This is a genomic window from Streptomyces sp. NBC_00083 (genome assembly GCF_026343295.1).
Classification (GTDB): Bacteria; Actinomycetota; Actinomycetes; order Streptomycetales; family Streptomycetaceae; genus Streptomyces.
In genome coordinates this window covers 3,548,977-3,565,711 of sequence record NZ_JAPELY010000001.1, presented here as the reverse complement: position 1 = coordinate 3,565,711, position 16,735 = coordinate 3,548,977, and the positions used below count along the sequence as shown (strand labels likewise).

The following is a 16,735-nucleotide window of genomic DNA, read 5'->3' as shown; positions in this document are numbered from 1 at the left end:
GCGACGCGAAGGGGCCACCGGTGCGTACCGGTGGCCCCTTCGTCGTGTACGCCCCCGCATACGGTCAGATGGTGCGGGCGACCGGGATGCTGCGGTAGGCGCAGAAGGGGAAGCGGAAGCCCGCCGCGCTCGGCTGCCAGTCGGCCTCGCCGGCCGGTTCCAGCAGGCCCGGACGGTCGAGGAGCCGGCCGAACACGGCCGAGCCCTCCACCCGGGCCAGCATCGCGCCCAGGCAGTGGTGGGCGCCGCCGCCGAAGCTCAGGTGGGCGTTGGGCCGCCGGGCGAGGTCGAGGCGCTCGGGGTCGGCGAACTGCCGCTCGTCGAAGTTGGCGGACGCCAGGAGCAGGACCACGACCCGGTTGGGGCGGATGGTGCGCCCGCCCACCTCGACCGGCTCCAGGGTCAGGCGGGTGGTGGTGTGGATGGGGGCGTCCCAGCGCAGGAACTCCTCCAGGGCGGTCGGCATCAGAGCGCGGTCGGCGCGCAGCCGGCGCTGTTCGTCGGGGTGGTGGATCAGCGCGTGGCAGCCGGTGGCGATGAGGTTGGTGGTGGTCTCGAAGCCCGCGTAGTAGAGGAAGAGCGCGTTGTCGACGGTCTCCTCCTCGGTGAGCGGGCGGTGTTCGTCGTCCCGGGCGAGCGCGATCGCGCTGAGCAGGTCGTCGCCGGGGTGGGCGAGGCGCTCGCGGAGCAGGCCCCGCAGGTAGCCGCGCAGCCAGCGGACCCCGTCGTGGGCGGCGGCCCGCTCCTCCTCGGGTATGAACACGGCGAAGGCCTTGGCGACGTCGAGGGAGCGGCGCATGACCTCGGCGCGGTCGCTGTGCGGGATGCCGAGCAGGGTGCTCATCACGAGGACGGGCAGCGGTTGGGCGAGGTCGGTGACCGCGTCGAAGGAGCCGCGCTCCTCGGCCGCCGTCAGGAGCTCGTCCACCAGGTCGCCGATCAGGCCGCTCAGGGTGCGGACGGTGGTCGGCGGGAGCGCCTTGGTGAGCAGGCGGCGCAGCCGTGTGTGGTCGGGCGGGTCCCGGTCGATGACGATGCCGCGCAGGAAGTCGACGGCGGGCCCGGCACCCACCGACATCTCCTGGAACTCGACGGGGAAGGCGCGGCCGAGCCTGCGGTCCTTGAGGAGCCGCGACACCTCGTCGTACCGCGTGACGACCCATTGGGCGGGGCCGCCCCGGCACAGCGGTCCGGCCGCGCGAAGCCTCCGGTAGACCGGATAGGGATCACGCAGCAGCGCCGCGTCGTCAAGACTGAACCTCGGCAGTTCCCTGTCTCTCACATCGGTCACAACTGGCAGCGTAGGACAGCGGACCGAGTCTTCATCAGCCCTGAAAGGAAAGAGACAGAACAACTCCGAAAGGAAGATCCTCTCCGTCTTCCGCTGCCGCACGGGCGATTCCCGCTGCTAGGATCCGGGCCGAAATCCCCGCCTTTCGACAGGAGAGCGGCATGACGTCGGATCTGCCCCTGCGGTTCAATTCACGCGCCCCTGAAGTGCTGTCCGATCCGTACCCCGTCTATGCGGAACTGCGCGCCTCGGGGCCGCTGAGCAGGGGCGGCCCAGGCCAGTGGGTGGTCAGCCGGTACGCCGACGTGGTGCCGCTGCTGCGAGATCGCCGGCTGAGCCATGAATACCCGCCGGAATACCATGAATTCAGCATCGGGGACGGTCCGGCGAACAGCTTCTTCCAGCGAATAATCCTGGACCGCGACGCCCCCGATCACACGCGGCTGCGGCGTCTGATGGCAAAGGCGTTCAGCCCGCGGCTGGTGCAGCGTATGCACGATTTCATCGAGGAGCAGGTGGAGGAGCTGATCGCGCCGGGCCTCGACGGGGGACTTTTCGATGCCGTGACCGAGCTCGCCTTTCCGCTTCCTGTCATGGTGGTGTGCGAACTGGTCGGAATTCCCCCGGTGGACCGGGACCTGGTGCGCCCGCACGCCATCCAGCTGGCGAAGGCGTTCGCGCTGTACGTGGCCGAGGAGGACCGGGCCGCCGCGCACGCGGCCGTGGCCTGGCTGCGGGAGTACATCGGGGCGCTGCTCGACGAGCGGGGGCGCAACCTCGGGGACGACCTGCTGTCGCAGATGCTGACGGCGGAGGTGACCGACGAGCCGCAGGCGCGGCTGAGCCGGGAGGAGATCGTGGACAACACGATCTTCCTGTTCTTCGCGGGCTTCGAGACCACCACCAACCTCATCGCGACGAGCTGCGCGGCGCTGCTCGGCCATCCCCGCGAGCTGGCCAGGCTCCGCGCCGATCCCGGTCTGCTGCCCAGCGCCGTGGACGAGTTCCTGCGCTACGACGCCCCGATCCAGGCGACCGCCCGGATGGCCGTCGACAAGATCGAGATCGGGGGCAGGATGATCCGGCCCGGCCGGGTGGTGGTGCTCCTGCTCGGTTCGGCCAACCACGACGAGGAGCGGTTCGAGGACCCGGAGCGGCTGGATGTGGGCCGCTCCCCCAACCCGCACGTGAGCTTCGGCGGTGGCGCCCATCACTGCCTGGGCGCGGGCCTCGCGCGGATCGAGGCACAGGTCGCGCTGGGTCGGCTGCTGAGCCGGGCCCCCCGTTTCGAGCCCGCCGGCGAGGTGGTCCGGATACCCAGCGTGACGTTCCGGTCGTACGCGAGCGTTCCCGTCGCTTTACGATGACGGTGGCCAAAATATGAGTGACAGATTTAGCGACGCGGACCCGCGCGAGCCCTTAGATTGAGCCTGTTCGTCCAGCTCATATGAGGAGGCGAGGGGGCACGGCGGGGGTTTGCATCACGCCGTGGAGGACAGGTGACAGGGGTGGGCCAGCCGCCGATCTTTATCGGCAACCCCGACTGAATCGTTACGGCGAAGGACCTCCGCCGGTCGTCAGGACCCGGCGGGCGCCAATCGATTTTGATCCAATGGTCAACAATTTCAGAGGCACGCACACGAGGTGAATGGCTTGAACGGGGCTGTCACGTCGACTCGTCGGGCGTGCTCCATGTGACCGGCGGCAAGCGGCTGTTCACCGGCGTCTCTTCGCGCCGCAATTTCATCGTTGGGTGGCTCCCGCTCCCGGGTTCCAGGGTGCGGGGATGAGTGAGCGTATAACTCCATGGGCGTGGAAGGGGCGCGTACTTGTCACGTGAAGAAGTCCGGTTACTGAGATGGCCGGCGCAACAGGAACTGCGGGATCGCTACCGCACGATCGGCGTGCCTCGCATACTGGTCGTGGAGGCGAGGGCCGAGGCTCCCGTCTGCGAGGACGTCTGCGAGGACTGGGTCAGAGCCCCCATCGCGGCGCACGACTTACAGGCCCGGGTGAACGCCCTCAGCCGCCGGTATCGAATGAACCGGCTTCCGTGTCTGGACGAGAGCGGGGTACTGCACTTCTCCTCGCGTTCCGTGACGGTCTCGCCCACCCAGACGGAGCTCCTGGAACTGCTCGTACCGAATTTCCGCGAGGTCGTTCCCCGCGAGGCGCTGCGCTACCGGCTCGGCCAGGTCAATGGTTCGAGGACGCGCAACGCCCTGGACCTGCACATGATGCGGACCAGGGAGCGAATACAACCGCTCGGCCTTTCCATACGCACCGTATGGGGGCGGGGCTATGTACTGGAGTCCCAGGCCGATCTGGTCTGAGGGCCGAGTGGGGTGCCCACGACACGACGGGGACGTGTCGTGGGCACCTCCGTGCCCGAGCGCACCACCACGCACGAGGTGACCACCAGACCGTGGGACCGCTGCCACCTTCCCTCGAACCGGTACGTGTCCGCGCCCCTGAGCCCGTTCACGGCAGGGATCCGCGCGCGGAAGCGCCCGGCGGCCCCCGGCCCGTGCTCGCCGGGTTCGACGAAGATGCGCAGGCCGGCCAGTGGAGACAGCCGGCCGTCACCCACGAGGGCCGAACACGCCTTGTAGGCGGCCTCCTTGGCGCTGAACAGCAGGCGCTCTCCGGCGACTTCCGGCCGCATACGGCCTGCCTCGTCCGCGCTGATCAGCCGCTCGCGGACGCGCGGGGGCAGCGGAGCGTCGACCTCGGCGTCGATGCCGAGAGCCCACGCGTCGTCGGCACGGCACAGGGCGGCCGCGCGGAACCCCGGGCAGTGGGTGATGCTGCCGAGGACACCGTGCGGCCACACCGGTTCGCCGCGCGGGCCCCGTCCGACCGCCACCGGGAGCTCGCCGAGCCGGGCCAGTGCCCGATGCGCACACCACCGGCCGGTGGTGAACTCGCCTTCTCTGCGCGGCCCGGCCCCCGCGCACAGCTCCCGTTCCGCCGCGAAAAGCGGTCCGGGCACGTCGTCGGCGCGGGCCGCGCCGACCGCCCGGGGCGGCAGCACGGCCCGCAGCAGCGCCTCAGCGGCTTCCGTGCGCACGCATCGCGGCTTTGTCGATCTTGCCCACCGGCGTCTTGGGGAAGGAGTCCACCCGCTCGACCTGGTCGGGCAGCTTGTACGAGGCGAGGCCCCGCTCCCGCAGATACGCCTTGAGGCGGGCAAGTCCCGTCTCTGCCGGGCCAGTTGACGGGTCCGTGATCACATAGGCGCAGATCCGCTCGCCGAGCATGTCGTCGGCGAGGCCGACCACGGCGACGTCCCGCACCTGCGGGTGGGTCAGCAGATGTTCCTCGACCTCCTCGGCGGACACCTTGTCACCGCCCCGGTGGATGATGTCCTTGGCCCGTCCCATCACCACCAGGTTGCCGTCGGGGCGCAGCCGCACCAGGTCGCCGGTGCGGAAGAAGCCGTCCTCGGTGAAGGCCCGCGCGTTGTGCTCGGGCGCCCGGTAGTAGCCGCGGATGGTGTACGGCCCCCGGGTGAGCAACTCCCCCACCTCTCCCGCCGGCACCGGCCGGTCCTCCTCGTCGACCACCCGGATCTCGTCGTCGGGGCAGAGCGGGCGGCCCTCGGTGTGGGTGACGACCTCGTCCGGGTCGTCGAGCCGGGTGTGGGTCAGCAGCCCCTCCCCGATCCCGTACCACTGGGTGAGCCGGCACCCGAGCCCCTCGCGCACCCGGCGTGCCACCTCCGGCTGGAACTTGGAGCTGCCCACCTGGAGCAGCAGCCCCGACAGATCCGCCTTCAGCACCTCGGGGTCGGCCAGCCACATCATGACCAGCGGCGGGACAAGGGTCGTCAGGGTGACCCCCTCCTCGACCACCAGGGGCAGCGCCTCGTCCGGGCTCGGGCTCGCGGCGAGCACCGCCTTGCCGCCGCGGATCAGGGTGCCGAGCACGCCGGGGCAGCCGAGCGCCGCGTTGTGAGCGACCGGGGTGGCCGCGAGATAGGCGCTGTCCTGGTCGACCCGCAGTGCCTCCGCGCAGGCCAGCGCGTTGTAGGCGTAGTCGTCGTGGGTACGCGGGATCAGCTTGGGCAGACCTGTGGTCCCGCCGGACAGGAGGAGCAGCGCGACCTCGCCGGCGTCGACCGGGTCGAGCGCGACCGGGGCGCACGGCACCGAGTCGAGGGCGGTGAACTCCTGTGCGTCGCCCGACACCAGCACATGCGGCACCTCCGGTACCTCCGCCCGCACTTCACGGGCGAGCGCCCGGAAGTCGTAGCCCTGGAAGCGGTCCGGGATCACCAGGGCGACGGCCTCGCTGCGGCGGCACAGGTGCACCAGTTCGTTGCGGCGGTGGCCGGGCAGCGCCATCACCGGCACCGCGCCCAGCCGGAACAGTGCGAAGCACAGCACCACGAAGTCGGCACGGTTGGGGAGCTGGACGACCACCCGGTCGCGCGGCCGGATCCCCATCCGGTGCAGCCCCGACGACAACTCGGCGGTCCGGTCGACGAGTTGGGTGAAGGTCAGCCGAGTCGTCCCGGAGACCACGGCGGTCCGCGGGCCGTGCTGCGCGGCCGCGGCGAGCAGCAGGTCGTGCAGGGTGCGGCCCTGCCGGTAGCCGCGGGCACGGTACCGCTCGGTGAACTCGCTCGGCCAGGGGACGAATCCGTCCAGCATGGGCCCCTCCTGCCGGTACGCGGGAGATACGCGTACGCCGTTGGGTGAGTGCGAGGAGGCTTCCCCGCACGCGGGACAACCAGGGTCCGCCGCGAAGGGGCGTCGGCCGCGGGCCGGTGAAAGACACTCAACAGCATCCACCGGCCCTTGCCTGAGGGTGCCTAGGCTCCCGCAGCGAAGCCTGCATGATGACCGAACGGGGAGGTGAACAGGGCGTGTCCGAAGGGCCGTTGCTCGCATGGATCCGTGATCCCGCCGCCTCCCGGGGCATCCACTTCAGCACCCGCGAGGGCGGCTGGCGGTACCGCTCCTACCCGGAGCTGGCCGCCGACGCGCGGCGCGCGGCCGGCCGGCTGACGCGGGCCGGGGTGCACCCGGGCGATCTGGTGGCCGTGGTGCTGCCGTCGGGGCCCACGTTCGTCGCGGCCTTCTTCGGCGCTCTGCTGGTGGGGGCCGTCCCGGCGCCGCTCGCCCCGGAGGCCTCGGGGCGGCCCGTCGCCACCGGCCACCAGGAGCGGATGGCGGCCCTGCTCGCGGCCGCGCGTCCGCGCCTGGTCGTCGGCGACGCGGCGGGCGGCGCCCGGACGGCGGGCATCGGTGTCCTGAGCGGCGCCGATCTCCTCGCGCCGGGGCCCGACGGGCCGGAGCCGGGCGAGGTGCAGCACGACCGCACCGCCCTGGTGCAGTTCACCTCCGGGTCGACCGGTCCCGCGCGGGGCGTACGCATCGGGTGGGACGGGCTGTGCGACAACCTGGCCGTCATCCGGGAGTGGCTGGGCGTCGGCCCGGAGTCGGTCTGGGCGAGTTGGCTGCCCGTCCACCACGACATGGGGCTCGTCGGCTGCCTTCTGGGACCGGTCGTCGCGGGCAACGATCTGTGGCTGATGCGCCCGGAGGACTTCGTGCGCCGCCCGCTGGAGCATCTGCGGTGCTTCGGCGAGCGGGGCGCTTCGATCACCGCGACGCCCGCCTTCGGTCTGGACCATGTGGTGCGCAAGGTGCATCCCGGCCAACTGGGCGGTCTGGACCTTTCCTCCGTGACCTCGATGGTCGTGGGCGCCGAGCGCATGGCCCCTGGCCTGCTCGACCGGTTCACGGCCCTGCTCGCCCCGCACGGCTTCGACCGCTCGGCCCTGCTGCCCGCCTACGGCCTCGCCGAGGCGACACTCGCGGTGACCGGGGTGCGGCGCGGCGCCGGGTGGAGCCACCGGGGCCCCGTGGTCGGCTGCGGCACCCCGCTGCCCGGCACGACCGTACGCGTCGTGGACGAGCAGGGCAGGCCGCTGCCGGACGGCACGGTCGGCGAGATCGTCGTGCGCGGCCCCTCCCTCGGCCTCGGCCACCTCGGGGAGGCGGGCGCCGGCAGCCGCTTTACGGACGGTGAACTCCGTACCGGCGACGCGGGATTCCTCGACTCCGGCGAGCTCTTCGTGCAGGGCCGGCTCGGCGACAGCCTGAAGGTGCGCGGCACCCGGGTGTTCGCCGAGGATCTGGAGCAGTCGCTCAGGGAGGCCGGTGTCCTGCCGCGCGCTGCGGCCGTGGTCCTCGGCGACGACCCGGCGGGACCGGTGGCCGTCGCCGTGATCGAGACCGACGGCGGGCCACGCGACACGGCCCACGACGACCGCCTGGCCCGGCTGCTCGCGCGGGGCGCCACGGGGGCCCGCGCGGTGGTGCACCTGGTGCCCCGCGGCTCGATCCCCTGGACCTCCAGCGGCAAACCACGCCGCCGCTCGCTGTGGCGCGCGTACCGCGCCGCTTCACCCGAACCGACCCGGACGTAGGAGAGACGGACATGGCCCACACCGAGAGCTCCGTACGCGACAGCATCCTGTCTCTGGTGCGCCAACTCGCCCCGGACGCCGACGAGATGCCCACCGACCGGCCCGCCCATCTCGTCAACGACCTGGGCTACCACTCGCTGGCCCTGCTGGAGTTGGCGTTCGCGATCGAGGACGACTTCGACCTGCCGCCCATCGACGAGGAGACCGGCCGCGGCATCGTCACCTCCGAGGACGTGGTCGCCTATGTGCTGACGCAACTGAGGGAACAGAAGCTCCTGGTGGGCTGATTGACAGATCTCTGACAGCAACGGCTCCCATCACGGCGTGTGTTGCTACCGTCGCGGCGCGGAGCGTACCCAATGAGTCGATTAGTGCGCCTTTGCGGCGTTCCGTTCGTACAGGTTCCGCGCCCGCGGAGCCTCCGGTGTGAGGAAAGGGGTCCTGCTGTGGCCGAAGCGGCGATCGAGATCGATCGGCTCCGCAAGAGTTTCGGGCCCAAGGCGGCAGTGGACGACGTGTCGTTCTCGGTGGCCGCGGGCACCGTCGTCGGACTGCTCGGGCCCAACGGAGCGGGCAAGACCACCGTCATCAACTGCCTCACCACACTGCTCACCCCGGACGGCGGCACGGCCCGGCTGGCCGGGCACGACGTCGCCACCGATCCGGCGGGCGTCCGTGCGAGCGTCGCGGTCACGGGCCAGTTCGCCGCCGTGGACGAGACGCTGACCGGCCGCGAGAACCTCGTGTTCTTCGGCCGCCTGTTACGGCTGTCCCGGGCCGGTGCGAGCGCCCGCGCCGCCGAGCTCCTCGACCAGTTCGGGCTGGCCGAGGCCGGTGACATGCCCGCCGGGCACTACTCCGGCGGCATGCGGCGCAGGCTCGACCTGGCCGCGAGCCTCGTCGTGCCCCGCCCGATCCTGGTCCTGGACGAGCCGACGACCGGACTCGACCCGCGCAGCCGGCAGGCCCTGTGGGACGCGGTGCGCCGGCTGGCCCGCGACGGCATGGCCATCCTGCTGACCACGCAGTACCTGGAGGAGGCCGACGCCCTCGCCGAGCGGATCGTCGTCATCGACGAGGGCCGGGTGATCGCGGAGGGCACGCCCAAGGAGCTGAAGAAGGACGTGGGCGGCTCGGTCTGCGAGGTGCAGATCACCGACGCGGGCGACCGGTCGCGCGCGGCCGGCGTCCTCGCGGGCTTCGCCGGAGTCAAGGAACGCGACGACGTCCTCGTCGTCCCGTTGCGCGGCACCGACGAACTCTCCGCGATCGTGCGCGCCCTCGACGGCGCGGCCCTGAAGGCCGACGACATCGCCGTGCACCCGCCGACCCTCAACGACGTGTTCTTCGCGCTGACCAAGGACCACCGGGGCGCCGACAGCCCCGCCTTCGACGCGGGCGAGGGCCGTTCATGAGCACCCCGACGGCCACCGCGGCGCCGGACGCCCCGACGGGACCGGCCTTCCTCAACGACGTCCAGGTCCTCGCGGAGCGGGACTTCAAGCGCTCCTTCAGCAAGCCGGCGCTCTTCGGGACCGTCGTGCAGCCGCTGGTGTTCTTCGGCATCTTCTACGCCACCTTCAGCGGCATGCTCTCCGACAAGGGCATCGACTTCGGCCCCTCGGTGACGCCCACCCTGGTGGTCCAGGCCCTCATGTTCATCGCGATCGCCTCGGCGATGGCTCTGGCCGCCGACCGCGGCAGCGGCCTGTTCAACCGGCTGCGCACGATGCCGATCAGCAGTTCCGCGCTCGGTGCCGCCCGCCTGCTCACGGTCGCCGCCGAAGCGGTGATCTCCACCGTGGTGATCGTGCTCGTGGCCCACCTCGCCGGATTCCGCTTCCACGAGGGGCCGCTGGCGGCGATCGGCTTCCTCCTGGTCGCGGTCCTGTTCACCGCGGCGCTCGCCGCCGTGACCGCGACCCTGGGTCTCACCGTACGCAGCCAGGAGGCGCTGGCCGCCTGTCTGTACCTCCCCTATCTGCCGCTGCTCGTGGTGTCGACCGGGTTCGTGCCGGCCACCCTCTTCCCCGGCTGGCTCCAGCCCGTCGTCAACGTCTCGCCCGTCTCCGCCGTCATCGAGGCGCTGCGCGCCCTGTCGGACAGCGGCACCGGCACCGGCCGGGTCTGGCCCGCCCTCGTGTGGTGCGCCGGGCTGATCCTGCTGTGCGGGTGGACCACCGCGCGCGCCTTCCGGAAGGTGACCCAGTGACCGCGACAACCACCGCGCCCGCCACCCTTCCCACCCGCGCCGGAGGGCTCTGGGCGGAGAGCCGCGTCATCGCGGGCCGGGTGCTCAGGCTCTTCGTCCGCAGCCCGATGATGCTGCTCGCCACCTTCGGCTTTCCGCTGGTCCAGCTCTTCATGCTGCTGGCCGCGTTCAACATCCTGGTACACGACACCCTGGGCGAGCGCTATGTCGTCCGCCTGGCCCCGCTGATCATTCTGATCACGGCGTTCTCGGCGATCGGCTCCAGCGCGATCGCCTTCTGGGTGGACATCCGCAGCGGTGTCTTCAACCGGCTGCGCGCGATGCCGATCAACGCCCTGTCGATTCTGTTCGGGCGCATGCTCGGCGATCTGGTGCGGATCCTCGGCATCGCCGTCCTGGTGGCGGTCATCGCCTACGTGCCCGGGTTCCGGTTCGAGCAGGGCTTCGGGGCCGCGGTGGGCTTCTTCGTCCTGGTGGCCCTGTTCGGCCTGATGTGCACCTCCATCGCGGTGGTGGCCGCGCTGTCCGCGCCGTATCCACCGGTCATCATGGCGTGGGTCCAACTGCCCACTCTGGCGCTGACGTTGATGTCGTCCGGCTACATGCCACTGGACGCCTATCCGAGCGGCATCCGTTCCGTCGTGGCCGCCCAGCCCGTCTCCACGGCCGTCGAGGCACTGGTGGGGCTCTCGCACGGCGGGCCGCTCCTGGTGCCGGTGCTCGCCACGGTCGCCTGGACGGTCGGCATCAGTGTGCTCTGCGGATTTGTGACGGTCCGTAAGTTCCGTCATTTCGTTGCTGGTTAGTTCCGGTTCCGGCCAGTCCGGCGACCGGGCGAAGGAGGAAGTACGCCCATGCCTCACGCACGTTCCTTCGACACCCCCGGCCAACAGCGGGTCCTCGTCGCGGGCTGCGGGATCACCGGTCCGGTGCTCGCGCTGTTCCTGCGAAGCTGCGGATTCGAGCCCGTGCTGTACGAGGGCCGCGAGGAGCCGGACGACGCGGCCGGGTCGTTCATCAACCTGGGGCCCAACGGACGCAGCGTCCTGGAGAGCCTGGGCGTCCCGGACGAGGTCCTTGGCGCGGGCGAGCCCACCACCCGGCTGGTGTTCGCCAATCACCGGGGCCGCACCATCGGAAAGAACCCGGAGCGGACCACCGTCATCAAGCGCGGTCTGCTCAACAAGGGGCTGCGCGACGCGGCCGAGAAGGCGGGCGTGCCGGTCGAGTTCGGCAAGCGCGTCGTCGGCGTCGAGCAGGACGGACCGGGCCGCGTCACGGCCCGGTTCGCCGACGGTTCAGCGGCCGAAGGCGCCGTGCTGATCGGCGCCGACGGGATCAACTCCGCGGTCCGCGCGGCCGTGTTCCCCGAGGCTCCGGCGCCCAGTTTCACCCAGGGCATCGGCTCGGGCGGCTTCGCCCGCACCAAGGGCGCGGGCGAGGCGGACGGCGTCCTGCGGATGGTGTTCGGGCTGCGCGGCTTCTTCGGCTACCAGGTCCTGCCCGGCGGGGAGGTGTACTGGTTCGAGAACCACACCGAGCCCGAGGAGCCCGCCCGGGGCTGGGCCGCCTCGATCACCGACGAGCAGTGGCGGGCCGAGCTGCTGCGCCGGCACGCGGCCGACCACCGGGTGGTCGCCGGGATCCTGTGCGCGACCCAGGGGCCGATAGGCCGCTGGCCGCTCTACGACCTGCCGTCGCTGCCCACCTGGCACCGGCAGAACGTATGCCTGATGGGCGACGCCGCCCACGCCATCTCACCGCATCTGGGCCAGGGCGCCGCCCTCGGCATGGAGGACGCCGCGGTCCTCGCCACGTGCCTGCGCGACGAGGCCGATCCCCAGCGGGCGTTCGCCGCGTTCGAGGGGATCCGGCGCCCGCGCGTGGAGGGGCTGGTGCGGCGGGCCCGCAAGACGGGCGGACACATGACGCCCAACGGCCCCGTGGGCCGGGCGATGCGCGATCTGATGCTCCCCTTCTTCCTGCGGCTGAGCCTGAAGAGCGCGGACGACGTGTACGGCTACCGGGTCCCCTGGGACGCTCCGCACCGCGTGGCCGCAGGGTGAGCGCGCCATGACCGACGTCATCGTGATCGGTGGCGGGCTCGCCGGGTCGGCGGCCGCGCTGTTCGCCGCCCGCCGCGGCCACCGGGTCACCGTCCTGGAGAGCGGGGAGCCGCCACCGGACGCGGGCCCGGACGACGACGTCCTTCACTGGCGGCGCCCCGAGGTCCCGCACGCCCGCCAGGGCCATGCCTTCCTCGCCCTGGCGACCAGGGTCCTGAGCGAGGAGGCGCCCGACGTCCTGACCGCGCTGGCCGCCCGGGGCGCCCTGCCGGTCCCGCTGAAGGACGGCCGGCCGGACGCGACCGTGCTGTCCCGGCGCCTGGTGTACGAGGGGGTGCTGCGGCGGGCCGCGCTGGCCCAGCCGGGCGTCACCTACGTGCACGGCACCCGGGTCACCGGCCTGCGCCTCTCCGGCGAGGTGGAGGGCGTGCCCCGCGTGGTGGCGGTCCGGGCGGCCGGGCGCGAGGAGTTCCGGGGCGACCTGGTGGTGGACGCGAGCGGCCGGCGCTCCCGGGTCGCCCGCTGGCTCTCGGACCTGGCACTGCCCGTGCCGAGCGAGACCGCGCAGCCGTGCGGCTTCTTCTATCTGACCCGGCACTACCGGCTGCGCCCCGGCCGGAACTTCCCCTCGACCACGGTGCCTCAGGTCGCCGAACTCGACTATGCGACCGCGCTGGTCTTCCCCGGCGACAACGGCACCTTCCAGCTCTCGGCGACGGTCGCCGTGTCCGACCCGCTGCGTCACCGGCTGCGCGACCCCGCCACGTTCACCCGCTTCCTGTCGGCGGTGCCCCGCACGGCGGTCTGGCTCGACCGCGGGGAGCCGCTCGACGACCCGGCACCGATGGGCAACATCGAGAACCGCTGGCGCCGGCTCCTCGACGAGCAGGGCCGCCCGATCGTCGCGGGGCTGGTGCTGCTCGGCGACGCCGCCGTCCAGACCAATCCCACCTTCGGCCGGGGCACCTCCCTCGCCTTCAGCCACGCGCGGCAACTGGCCCGCGTCGCGGACCGCGCGGCCGACGACCCGCTCGCCGCGCTGCTCGCGTACGAGAAGTGGACGGCGGACGGCCCGGGGCGCTGGTTCGGGCTCCAACTGGCCACGGACGAGGCCAGGTTCGCGCAGCTGCGGGCAGGGCTGCGCGGGCAGCGGGCGGCGCCTGCCGAGGATCTGCCCAACCGGTTCGTCCGGGCGATGGCGGTGCTCCGTGAGGACGACGAGGACGTCCGGGATGCCGCGCTGCGCCTCTACAACATGCTGATGACTCCGCAGGAGCTCATGGCGGACCGGGTCGTCTCCCGCCGCATCCTCGCCTTCCTGCGCGACAACCCGCTCCCCGAACCGCCCGTGGAGGGCCCCGGGCGCTCCGCGTTCGAGTCCTTGGTGACGGGCGGTTCTGTACAGGACCTGTCACCGGCGCCACCGCACCCCGCCCCCCGCCGATAGCGTCGGCGGGCGGGCCGCACCAGCCGGCGACCGCACCGCGCGGTCCCCGGCCCGGCTCCCAGCCCGACACCGGGCCTCGCCCCTCCGGTCCGGTCCTCGACCGCCCGGTCCCGGCCCGCCCCACCCCGGGCCCCACCCACCGAATCCCCGCCCGGTCCGCCGGGCGAGTCCGTGAAGGACGGCAGCGTGGAGATCTCTCTCAAGACCGGCGTCACCCTGAGCTACGACATCTTCGGAGACCCCGACGGCAGCCCGGTGCTGCTCGTCCCGGGACAGCACCAGGCGAACCTGTTCAACCAGATGCAGGTCCCGTTCCTCACCAAGCGCGGCCACCGAGTCATCACCTTCGACCACCGGGGCGTGCCGCCGTCGCAGGAGACCCCTCCCCCGTACACCATGGAGGGTCTGGCCGAGGACGTGGCCGCGCTCATCGAGCAGCTCGACATCGGCCCCTGTGCGATCGTCGGCTATTCCCTCGGCGCCACCATCATCCTCGAACTCGCCGTCGAGCGGCCCGAGTTACTCACCAGGGCCGCGCTGGTCGGGGTGCCGTGGAAGCCGAGCGCGCTGCACCGGGCGATCCGCGAGGACGCCCTGGAGCGGCTGCGGGCGGGGGTGGTGATGCCGCCCGTGATGGAGGGCATCTACCGGGCGATGTACCTGTTCGGCCCGCGCGCCCTGAACCGGGATGCCTTCATCGGGCCGTACCTGGAGGGGCTGCGCGGACTCGCCGAATCGGGGGGACACGGGGCGCTCGGCCACGCCGAGGCGTCGGCGTCGTACGACCCCGACCCCAAGCGCATCGCGGGCATCACCGTGCCCTGTCTGGTGGTCGGCATGGAGCACGACATCATGTCGCCGTATCCGATGGCCCGCGAACTCGCCAAGATCATCCCGGGCTGCGCGTACCGCGAGATCAAGAACAGCGGGCACGCGGCGCTCCTGGAGAAGCCGACCGAGGTGAACATGCTGCTCGACGAATTCCTGGGCGGCACCAAGGAGTAGGAGCGGCGAAGGGCCCGGACATCCGCGTGGATGTCCGGGCCCTTCGCCGTCGACCGGGCGCGCGGTCAGAGCAGCTGGTACAGCCGGTGGAAGGTGTGCCGCACGGGCAGCACCCGCACCCGCGCGAAGCCCGCCTCCGCGGCGTAGGCGCGGACCGTGCCGGGGCGCATCACCGTGCCGGTGGCCGCCGAGGGCTGCTCGGCCATGCCGACCGGCAGACAGTGCAGGAGGCTGACCGCGTACTGGAAGCGTTCGGTCTCCGAGGCCGGAGCCGTGAACCTCTCCCCCACATTGGGCTCCATCAGGAGCACCGACCCGCCCGGTGCGAGCAGCGCCCGGCAGGAGCGCAGCACCTCCACCGGCCGTGCCATGTCGTGCAGCGCGTCGAAGACGCACACCAAGTCGTAGCGGCCCGCGAGGTCGCGGTCGCCGGCGTCGCGGACCTCGAACGTCACCCGGTCGGCGACGCCCGCCTCGCGGGCGTTCTGCCGTGCGTCGGCCACCGAGCGCTCGTCGAGGTCGAGGCCGTGCACGCGCGCCTTGGGGTAGGCCTGGGCAAGGGCGATGGAGGAGTAGCCGGAGCCGCAGGCCACGTCCGCGACGACCCCGCCCTCCCCGCCGAGCGCGGCGTGCACCGCGGGCAGGGTGGCGGCGATCCACCCGGCCAGCTGGTGCTGGAACACCGAGCGGTTCAACCCGGCCTGCCCGCCGCGCAGTTCGGGCCCGAACCGCTCGTAGGCGATGCCCTCGCCGGTGCGGAACGCCTCGATGAGCAGGGGCAGGACGGACGCCATGCCGCCGATCGGGAGCAGCACGAGCGGGGCTATCGAGAAGAGGCTGCCGGGGTCGGTCAGCGCCTCGGCGTGTCCGGCGGGCAGCGTGAACATTCGCTGTTCCGGCGGGACGTCACCGCTCTGGGCGAGCAGGATGCCGGCCGCGGCCTGCTGCTCCAGCCACTCCCGGGCGTAGCGCGGCGCGATGCCCGCGCGCTCGGCCAGTTGCGGGGCGGTCGCCGGGCCGCCCTCGGCGAGGGCGTCGTAGAGGCCGAGCCTGAGCCCCAGATAGGCGGTCATGAGCTCGGCCGCGCCGAGGCCCGCCATGAACAGGCGCACGGAGAGCGCCTGGGCGGTGGTCGGGGGCGCGGTGGGGGCGGCCGCGGTGCGGGCGCCGGGGACGCGGGGCGGCGCGCCGTCGCGTGGGTGCGGCGGCGTCGGGGCGAAGCGGTCGGGCACGGTCATGAGTGGATGCCTCCGTCGAGTTCAGCCGGTCCGCCCGGCCGGGCGGCGCACCTGCGAGCCGTCGCCGAGCAGATCGAGCCGGTCGAGTCCCTCGCGGACCCGGTCGGTCAGCAGATCGATGTGGTCGAGCGCGCTCACGACCCGGGTGAACACGGTCCGCCGGTAGGCGACCATGGCGCGGTCGCCGGCCGCGAACCGGACACCCGCCGCGTGATCGACCTCCAGGCGCTCCCACAGGTCCGCGAGCAGGAAGCGCCGGCGCATCAGGGAGGCCGCGTCGAGGACCATGTCCTCACGGTCGGCCCGTTCCGCCGCGGTGAGTTCGCGGTACACCCCGCGCAGCGAGAGCACCCCGAACGAGACGTGCCGGGCCTCGTCGCGGGCGACGAGGGCGGCGATCCGGCGGATGAGCGGGTCGTGGAAGGTGGTGCCCGCGAGCCGGAACGCCGCCATCGCGAGGGCCTCGACGACGATCTGCATGCCGAGCGCGGTGATGTCCCAGCGGGCGTCGGTGAGGACGTCCTCAAGGAGTGCGTGCAGCGCCTCGTTGATGGCGTACGGCTGCGGGATCTTCTCCCGCAGGTAGCGCGAGAAGACCTCGACGTGCCGGGCCTCGTCGGCGACCTGGCTCGCCGCGCACAGCTTGGCCTCGACGTCGGGCAGTTCCTGCACGAGCCGGGCGGCCGCGGCGAGCGCCGCCTGCTCGCCGTGCAGAAACTGGCTGACCAGCCAGCTCTGCAGCTCCCAGCGGAAGGTGTCCCACATGGGCCGCCCGCGCACCGCCATCGGCGAGGCCTCGAAGGAGGCCCGCGCGAAGTCGGTGCCGTCGGGGAGCGGTGCGCCGAAGGGCACCGCCTGCGTCCAGTCCAGGTCCTCGGCGGCGCTCCACTGCTGCTCCTGGGCCCGCTGGTAGAGACGTTGCAGCTGGGGCGTGCGCGGTGTGTAGTCCCAGGACAGTCGGGTGTGGGCCGGTGTCGGTATGTCGAGGTCCCGCATGCCGGGGACGCTAGCAGCGCACGGCGCGCCACCACCGGTTT

At 72.2% G+C, this 16,735-nt stretch carries 15 protein-coding genes; 10 read left to right on the top strand and 5 right to left on the bottom strand.

Annotated features, from left to right (window positions below; genetic code table 11):
- Positions 1 to 64: 64 nt before the first annotated feature.
- A complete protein-coding gene (locus OOJ98_RS15965) occupies positions 65 to 1,291 on the bottom strand; it encodes a cytochrome P450 (protein ID WP_267055359.1) in 1,227 nt (408 codons plus the stop codon).
- Positions 1,292 to 1,452: 161 nt separating this feature from the next.
- On the opposite strand from OOJ98_RS15965, the gene OOJ98_RS15960 reads away from it, so the two are divergent.
- The gene (locus OOJ98_RS15960) at positions 1,453 to 2,658 is read left to right on the top strand and encodes a cytochrome P450 (protein WP_267055358.1); all 1,206 of its coding nucleotides are present in this window, start codon (positions 1,453 to 1,455) and stop codon (positions 2,656 to 2,658) included.
- Positions 2,659 to 3,195: 537 nt separating this feature from the next.
- On the top strand, positions 3,196 to 3,624 hold the full coding sequence (locus OOJ98_RS15955; protein WP_202518752.1) for a winged helix-turn-helix domain-containing protein: 429 nt from the start codon (positions 3,196 to 3,198) through the stop codon (positions 3,622 to 3,624).
- Here OOJ98_RS15955 and OOJ98_RS15950 read toward each other — a convergent pair.
- Positions 3,591 to 4,361, bottom strand: a complete 771-nt coding sequence (locus OOJ98_RS15950; RefSeq protein ID WP_267055357.1) for a 4'-phosphopantetheinyl transferase — start codon at positions 4,359 to 4,361, stop codon at positions 3,591 to 3,593. The genes OOJ98_RS15955 and OOJ98_RS15950 overlap by 34 nt on opposite strands.
- Positions 4,342 to 5,946 carry a (2,3-dihydroxybenzoyl)adenylate synthase gene (locus OOJ98_RS15945; protein ID WP_267055356.1) on the bottom strand — a complete coding sequence of 535 codons (1,605 nt, stop codon included), beginning with the start codon at positions 5,944 to 5,946 and terminating at the stop codon, positions 4,342 to 4,344. The genes OOJ98_RS15950 and OOJ98_RS15945 overlap by 20 nt, the downstream gene beginning before the upstream one ends.
- 215 nt (positions 5,947 to 6,161) lie before the next feature.
- Between OOJ98_RS15945 and OOJ98_RS15940 the strand changes: the two genes are divergently transcribed.
- The 8 genes from OOJ98_RS15940 (at position 6,162) to OOJ98_RS15905 (ending at position 14,460) form a co-directional block, all read left to right on the top strand.
- A complete protein-coding gene (locus OOJ98_RS15940; protein ID WP_267055355.1) occupies positions 6,162 to 7,730 on the top strand; it encodes an AMP-binding protein in 1,569 nt (522 codons plus the stop codon).
- A gap of 11 nt (positions 7,731 to 7,741) precedes the next feature.
- Entirely contained in the window at positions 7,742 to 8,017 is a 276-nt protein-coding gene (locus tag OOJ98_RS15935) for a hypothetical protein (protein ID WP_267055354.1), read from the top strand.
- A 159-nt stretch (positions 8,018 to 8,176) separates the two neighbouring features.
- On the top strand, positions 8,177 to 9,145 hold the full coding sequence (locus OOJ98_RS15930; protein WP_267055353.1) for an ATP-binding cassette domain-containing protein: 969 nt from the start codon (positions 8,177 to 8,179) through the stop codon (positions 9,143 to 9,145).
- Positions 9,142 to 9,942: an ABC transporter permease gene (locus OOJ98_RS15925; protein WP_267055352.1), complete on the top strand. Its 801-nt coding sequence runs from the start codon at positions 9,142 to 9,144 to the stop codon at positions 9,940 to 9,942. Before OOJ98_RS15930 ends, OOJ98_RS15925 begins: the two co-directional genes overlap by 4 nt.
- Complete coding sequence (locus OOJ98_RS15920; protein ID WP_267055351.1) at positions 9,939 to 10,748, top strand: ABC transporter permease; 810 nt, start codon at positions 9,939 to 9,941, stop codon at positions 10,746 to 10,748. The genes OOJ98_RS15925 and OOJ98_RS15920 overlap by 4 nt, the downstream gene beginning before the upstream one ends.
- A gap of 48 nt (positions 10,749 to 10,796) precedes the next feature.
- On the top strand, positions 10,797 to 12,008 hold the full coding sequence (locus tag OOJ98_RS15915; RefSeq protein WP_267055350.1) for an NAD(P)/FAD-dependent oxidoreductase: 1,212 nt from the start codon (positions 10,797 to 10,799) through the stop codon (positions 12,006 to 12,008).
- Positions 12,009 to 12,015: 7 nt separating this feature from the next.
- Positions 12,016 to 13,455, top strand: a complete 1,440-nt coding sequence (locus OOJ98_RS15910; protein WP_267055349.1) for an NAD(P)/FAD-dependent oxidoreductase — start codon at positions 12,016 to 12,018, stop codon at positions 13,453 to 13,455.
- 186 nt (positions 13,456 to 13,641) lie between these two features.
- On the top strand, positions 13,642 to 14,460 hold the full coding sequence (locus OOJ98_RS15905; RefSeq protein ID WP_267055348.1) for an alpha/beta fold hydrolase: 819 nt from the start codon (positions 13,642 to 13,644) through the stop codon (positions 14,458 to 14,460).
- 65 nt (positions 14,461 to 14,525) lie between these two features.
- Here OOJ98_RS15905 and OOJ98_RS15900 read toward each other — a convergent pair whose 3' ends face one another.
- On the bottom strand, positions 14,526 to 15,698 hold the full coding sequence (locus OOJ98_RS15900) for a bifunctional 2-polyprenyl-6-hydroxyphenol methylase/3-demethylubiquinol 3-O-methyltransferase UbiG (protein WP_267055347.1): 1,173 nt from the start codon (positions 15,696 to 15,698) through the stop codon (positions 14,526 to 14,528).
- A 21-nt stretch (positions 15,699 to 15,719) separates the two neighbouring features.
- A complete protein-coding gene (locus OOJ98_RS15895) occupies positions 15,720 to 16,694 on the bottom strand; it encodes a ferritin-like domain-containing protein (protein ID WP_267055346.1) in 975 nt (324 codons plus the stop codon).
- Positions 16,695 to 16,735: the final 41 nt, after the last annotated feature.

Coding starts and splice junctions, on each gene's coding strand:
- OOJ98_RS15900 (WP_267055347.1), bottom strand. CDS start 15,698: ATGACCGTGCCCGACCGCTTCGCCCCGACGCCGCCGCACCCACGCGAC.
- OOJ98_RS15960 (WP_267055358.1), top strand. CDS start 1,453: ATGACGTCGGATCTGCCCCTGCGGTTCAATTCACGCGCCCCTGAAGTG.
- OOJ98_RS15915 (WP_267055350.1), top strand. CDS start 10,797: ATGCCTCACGCACGTTCCTTCGACACCCCCGGCCAACAGCGGGTCCTC.
- OOJ98_RS15925 (WP_267055352.1), top strand. CDS start 9,142: ATGAGCACCCCGACGGCCACCGCGGCGCCGGACGCCCCGACGGGACCG.
- OOJ98_RS15910 (WP_267055349.1), top strand. CDS start 12,016: ATGACCGACGTCATCGTGATCGGTGGCGGGCTCGCCGGGTCGGCGGCC.
- OOJ98_RS15945 (WP_267055356.1), bottom strand. CDS start 5,946: ATGCTGGACGGATTCGTCCCCTGGCCGAGCGAGTTCACCGAGCGGTAC.
- OOJ98_RS15895 (WP_267055346.1), bottom strand. CDS start 16,694: ATGCGGGACCTCGACATACCGACACCGGCCCACACCCGACTGTCCTGG.
- OOJ98_RS15935 (WP_267055354.1), top strand. CDS start 7,742: ATGGCCCACACCGAGAGCTCCGTACGCGACAGCATCCTGTCTCTGGTG.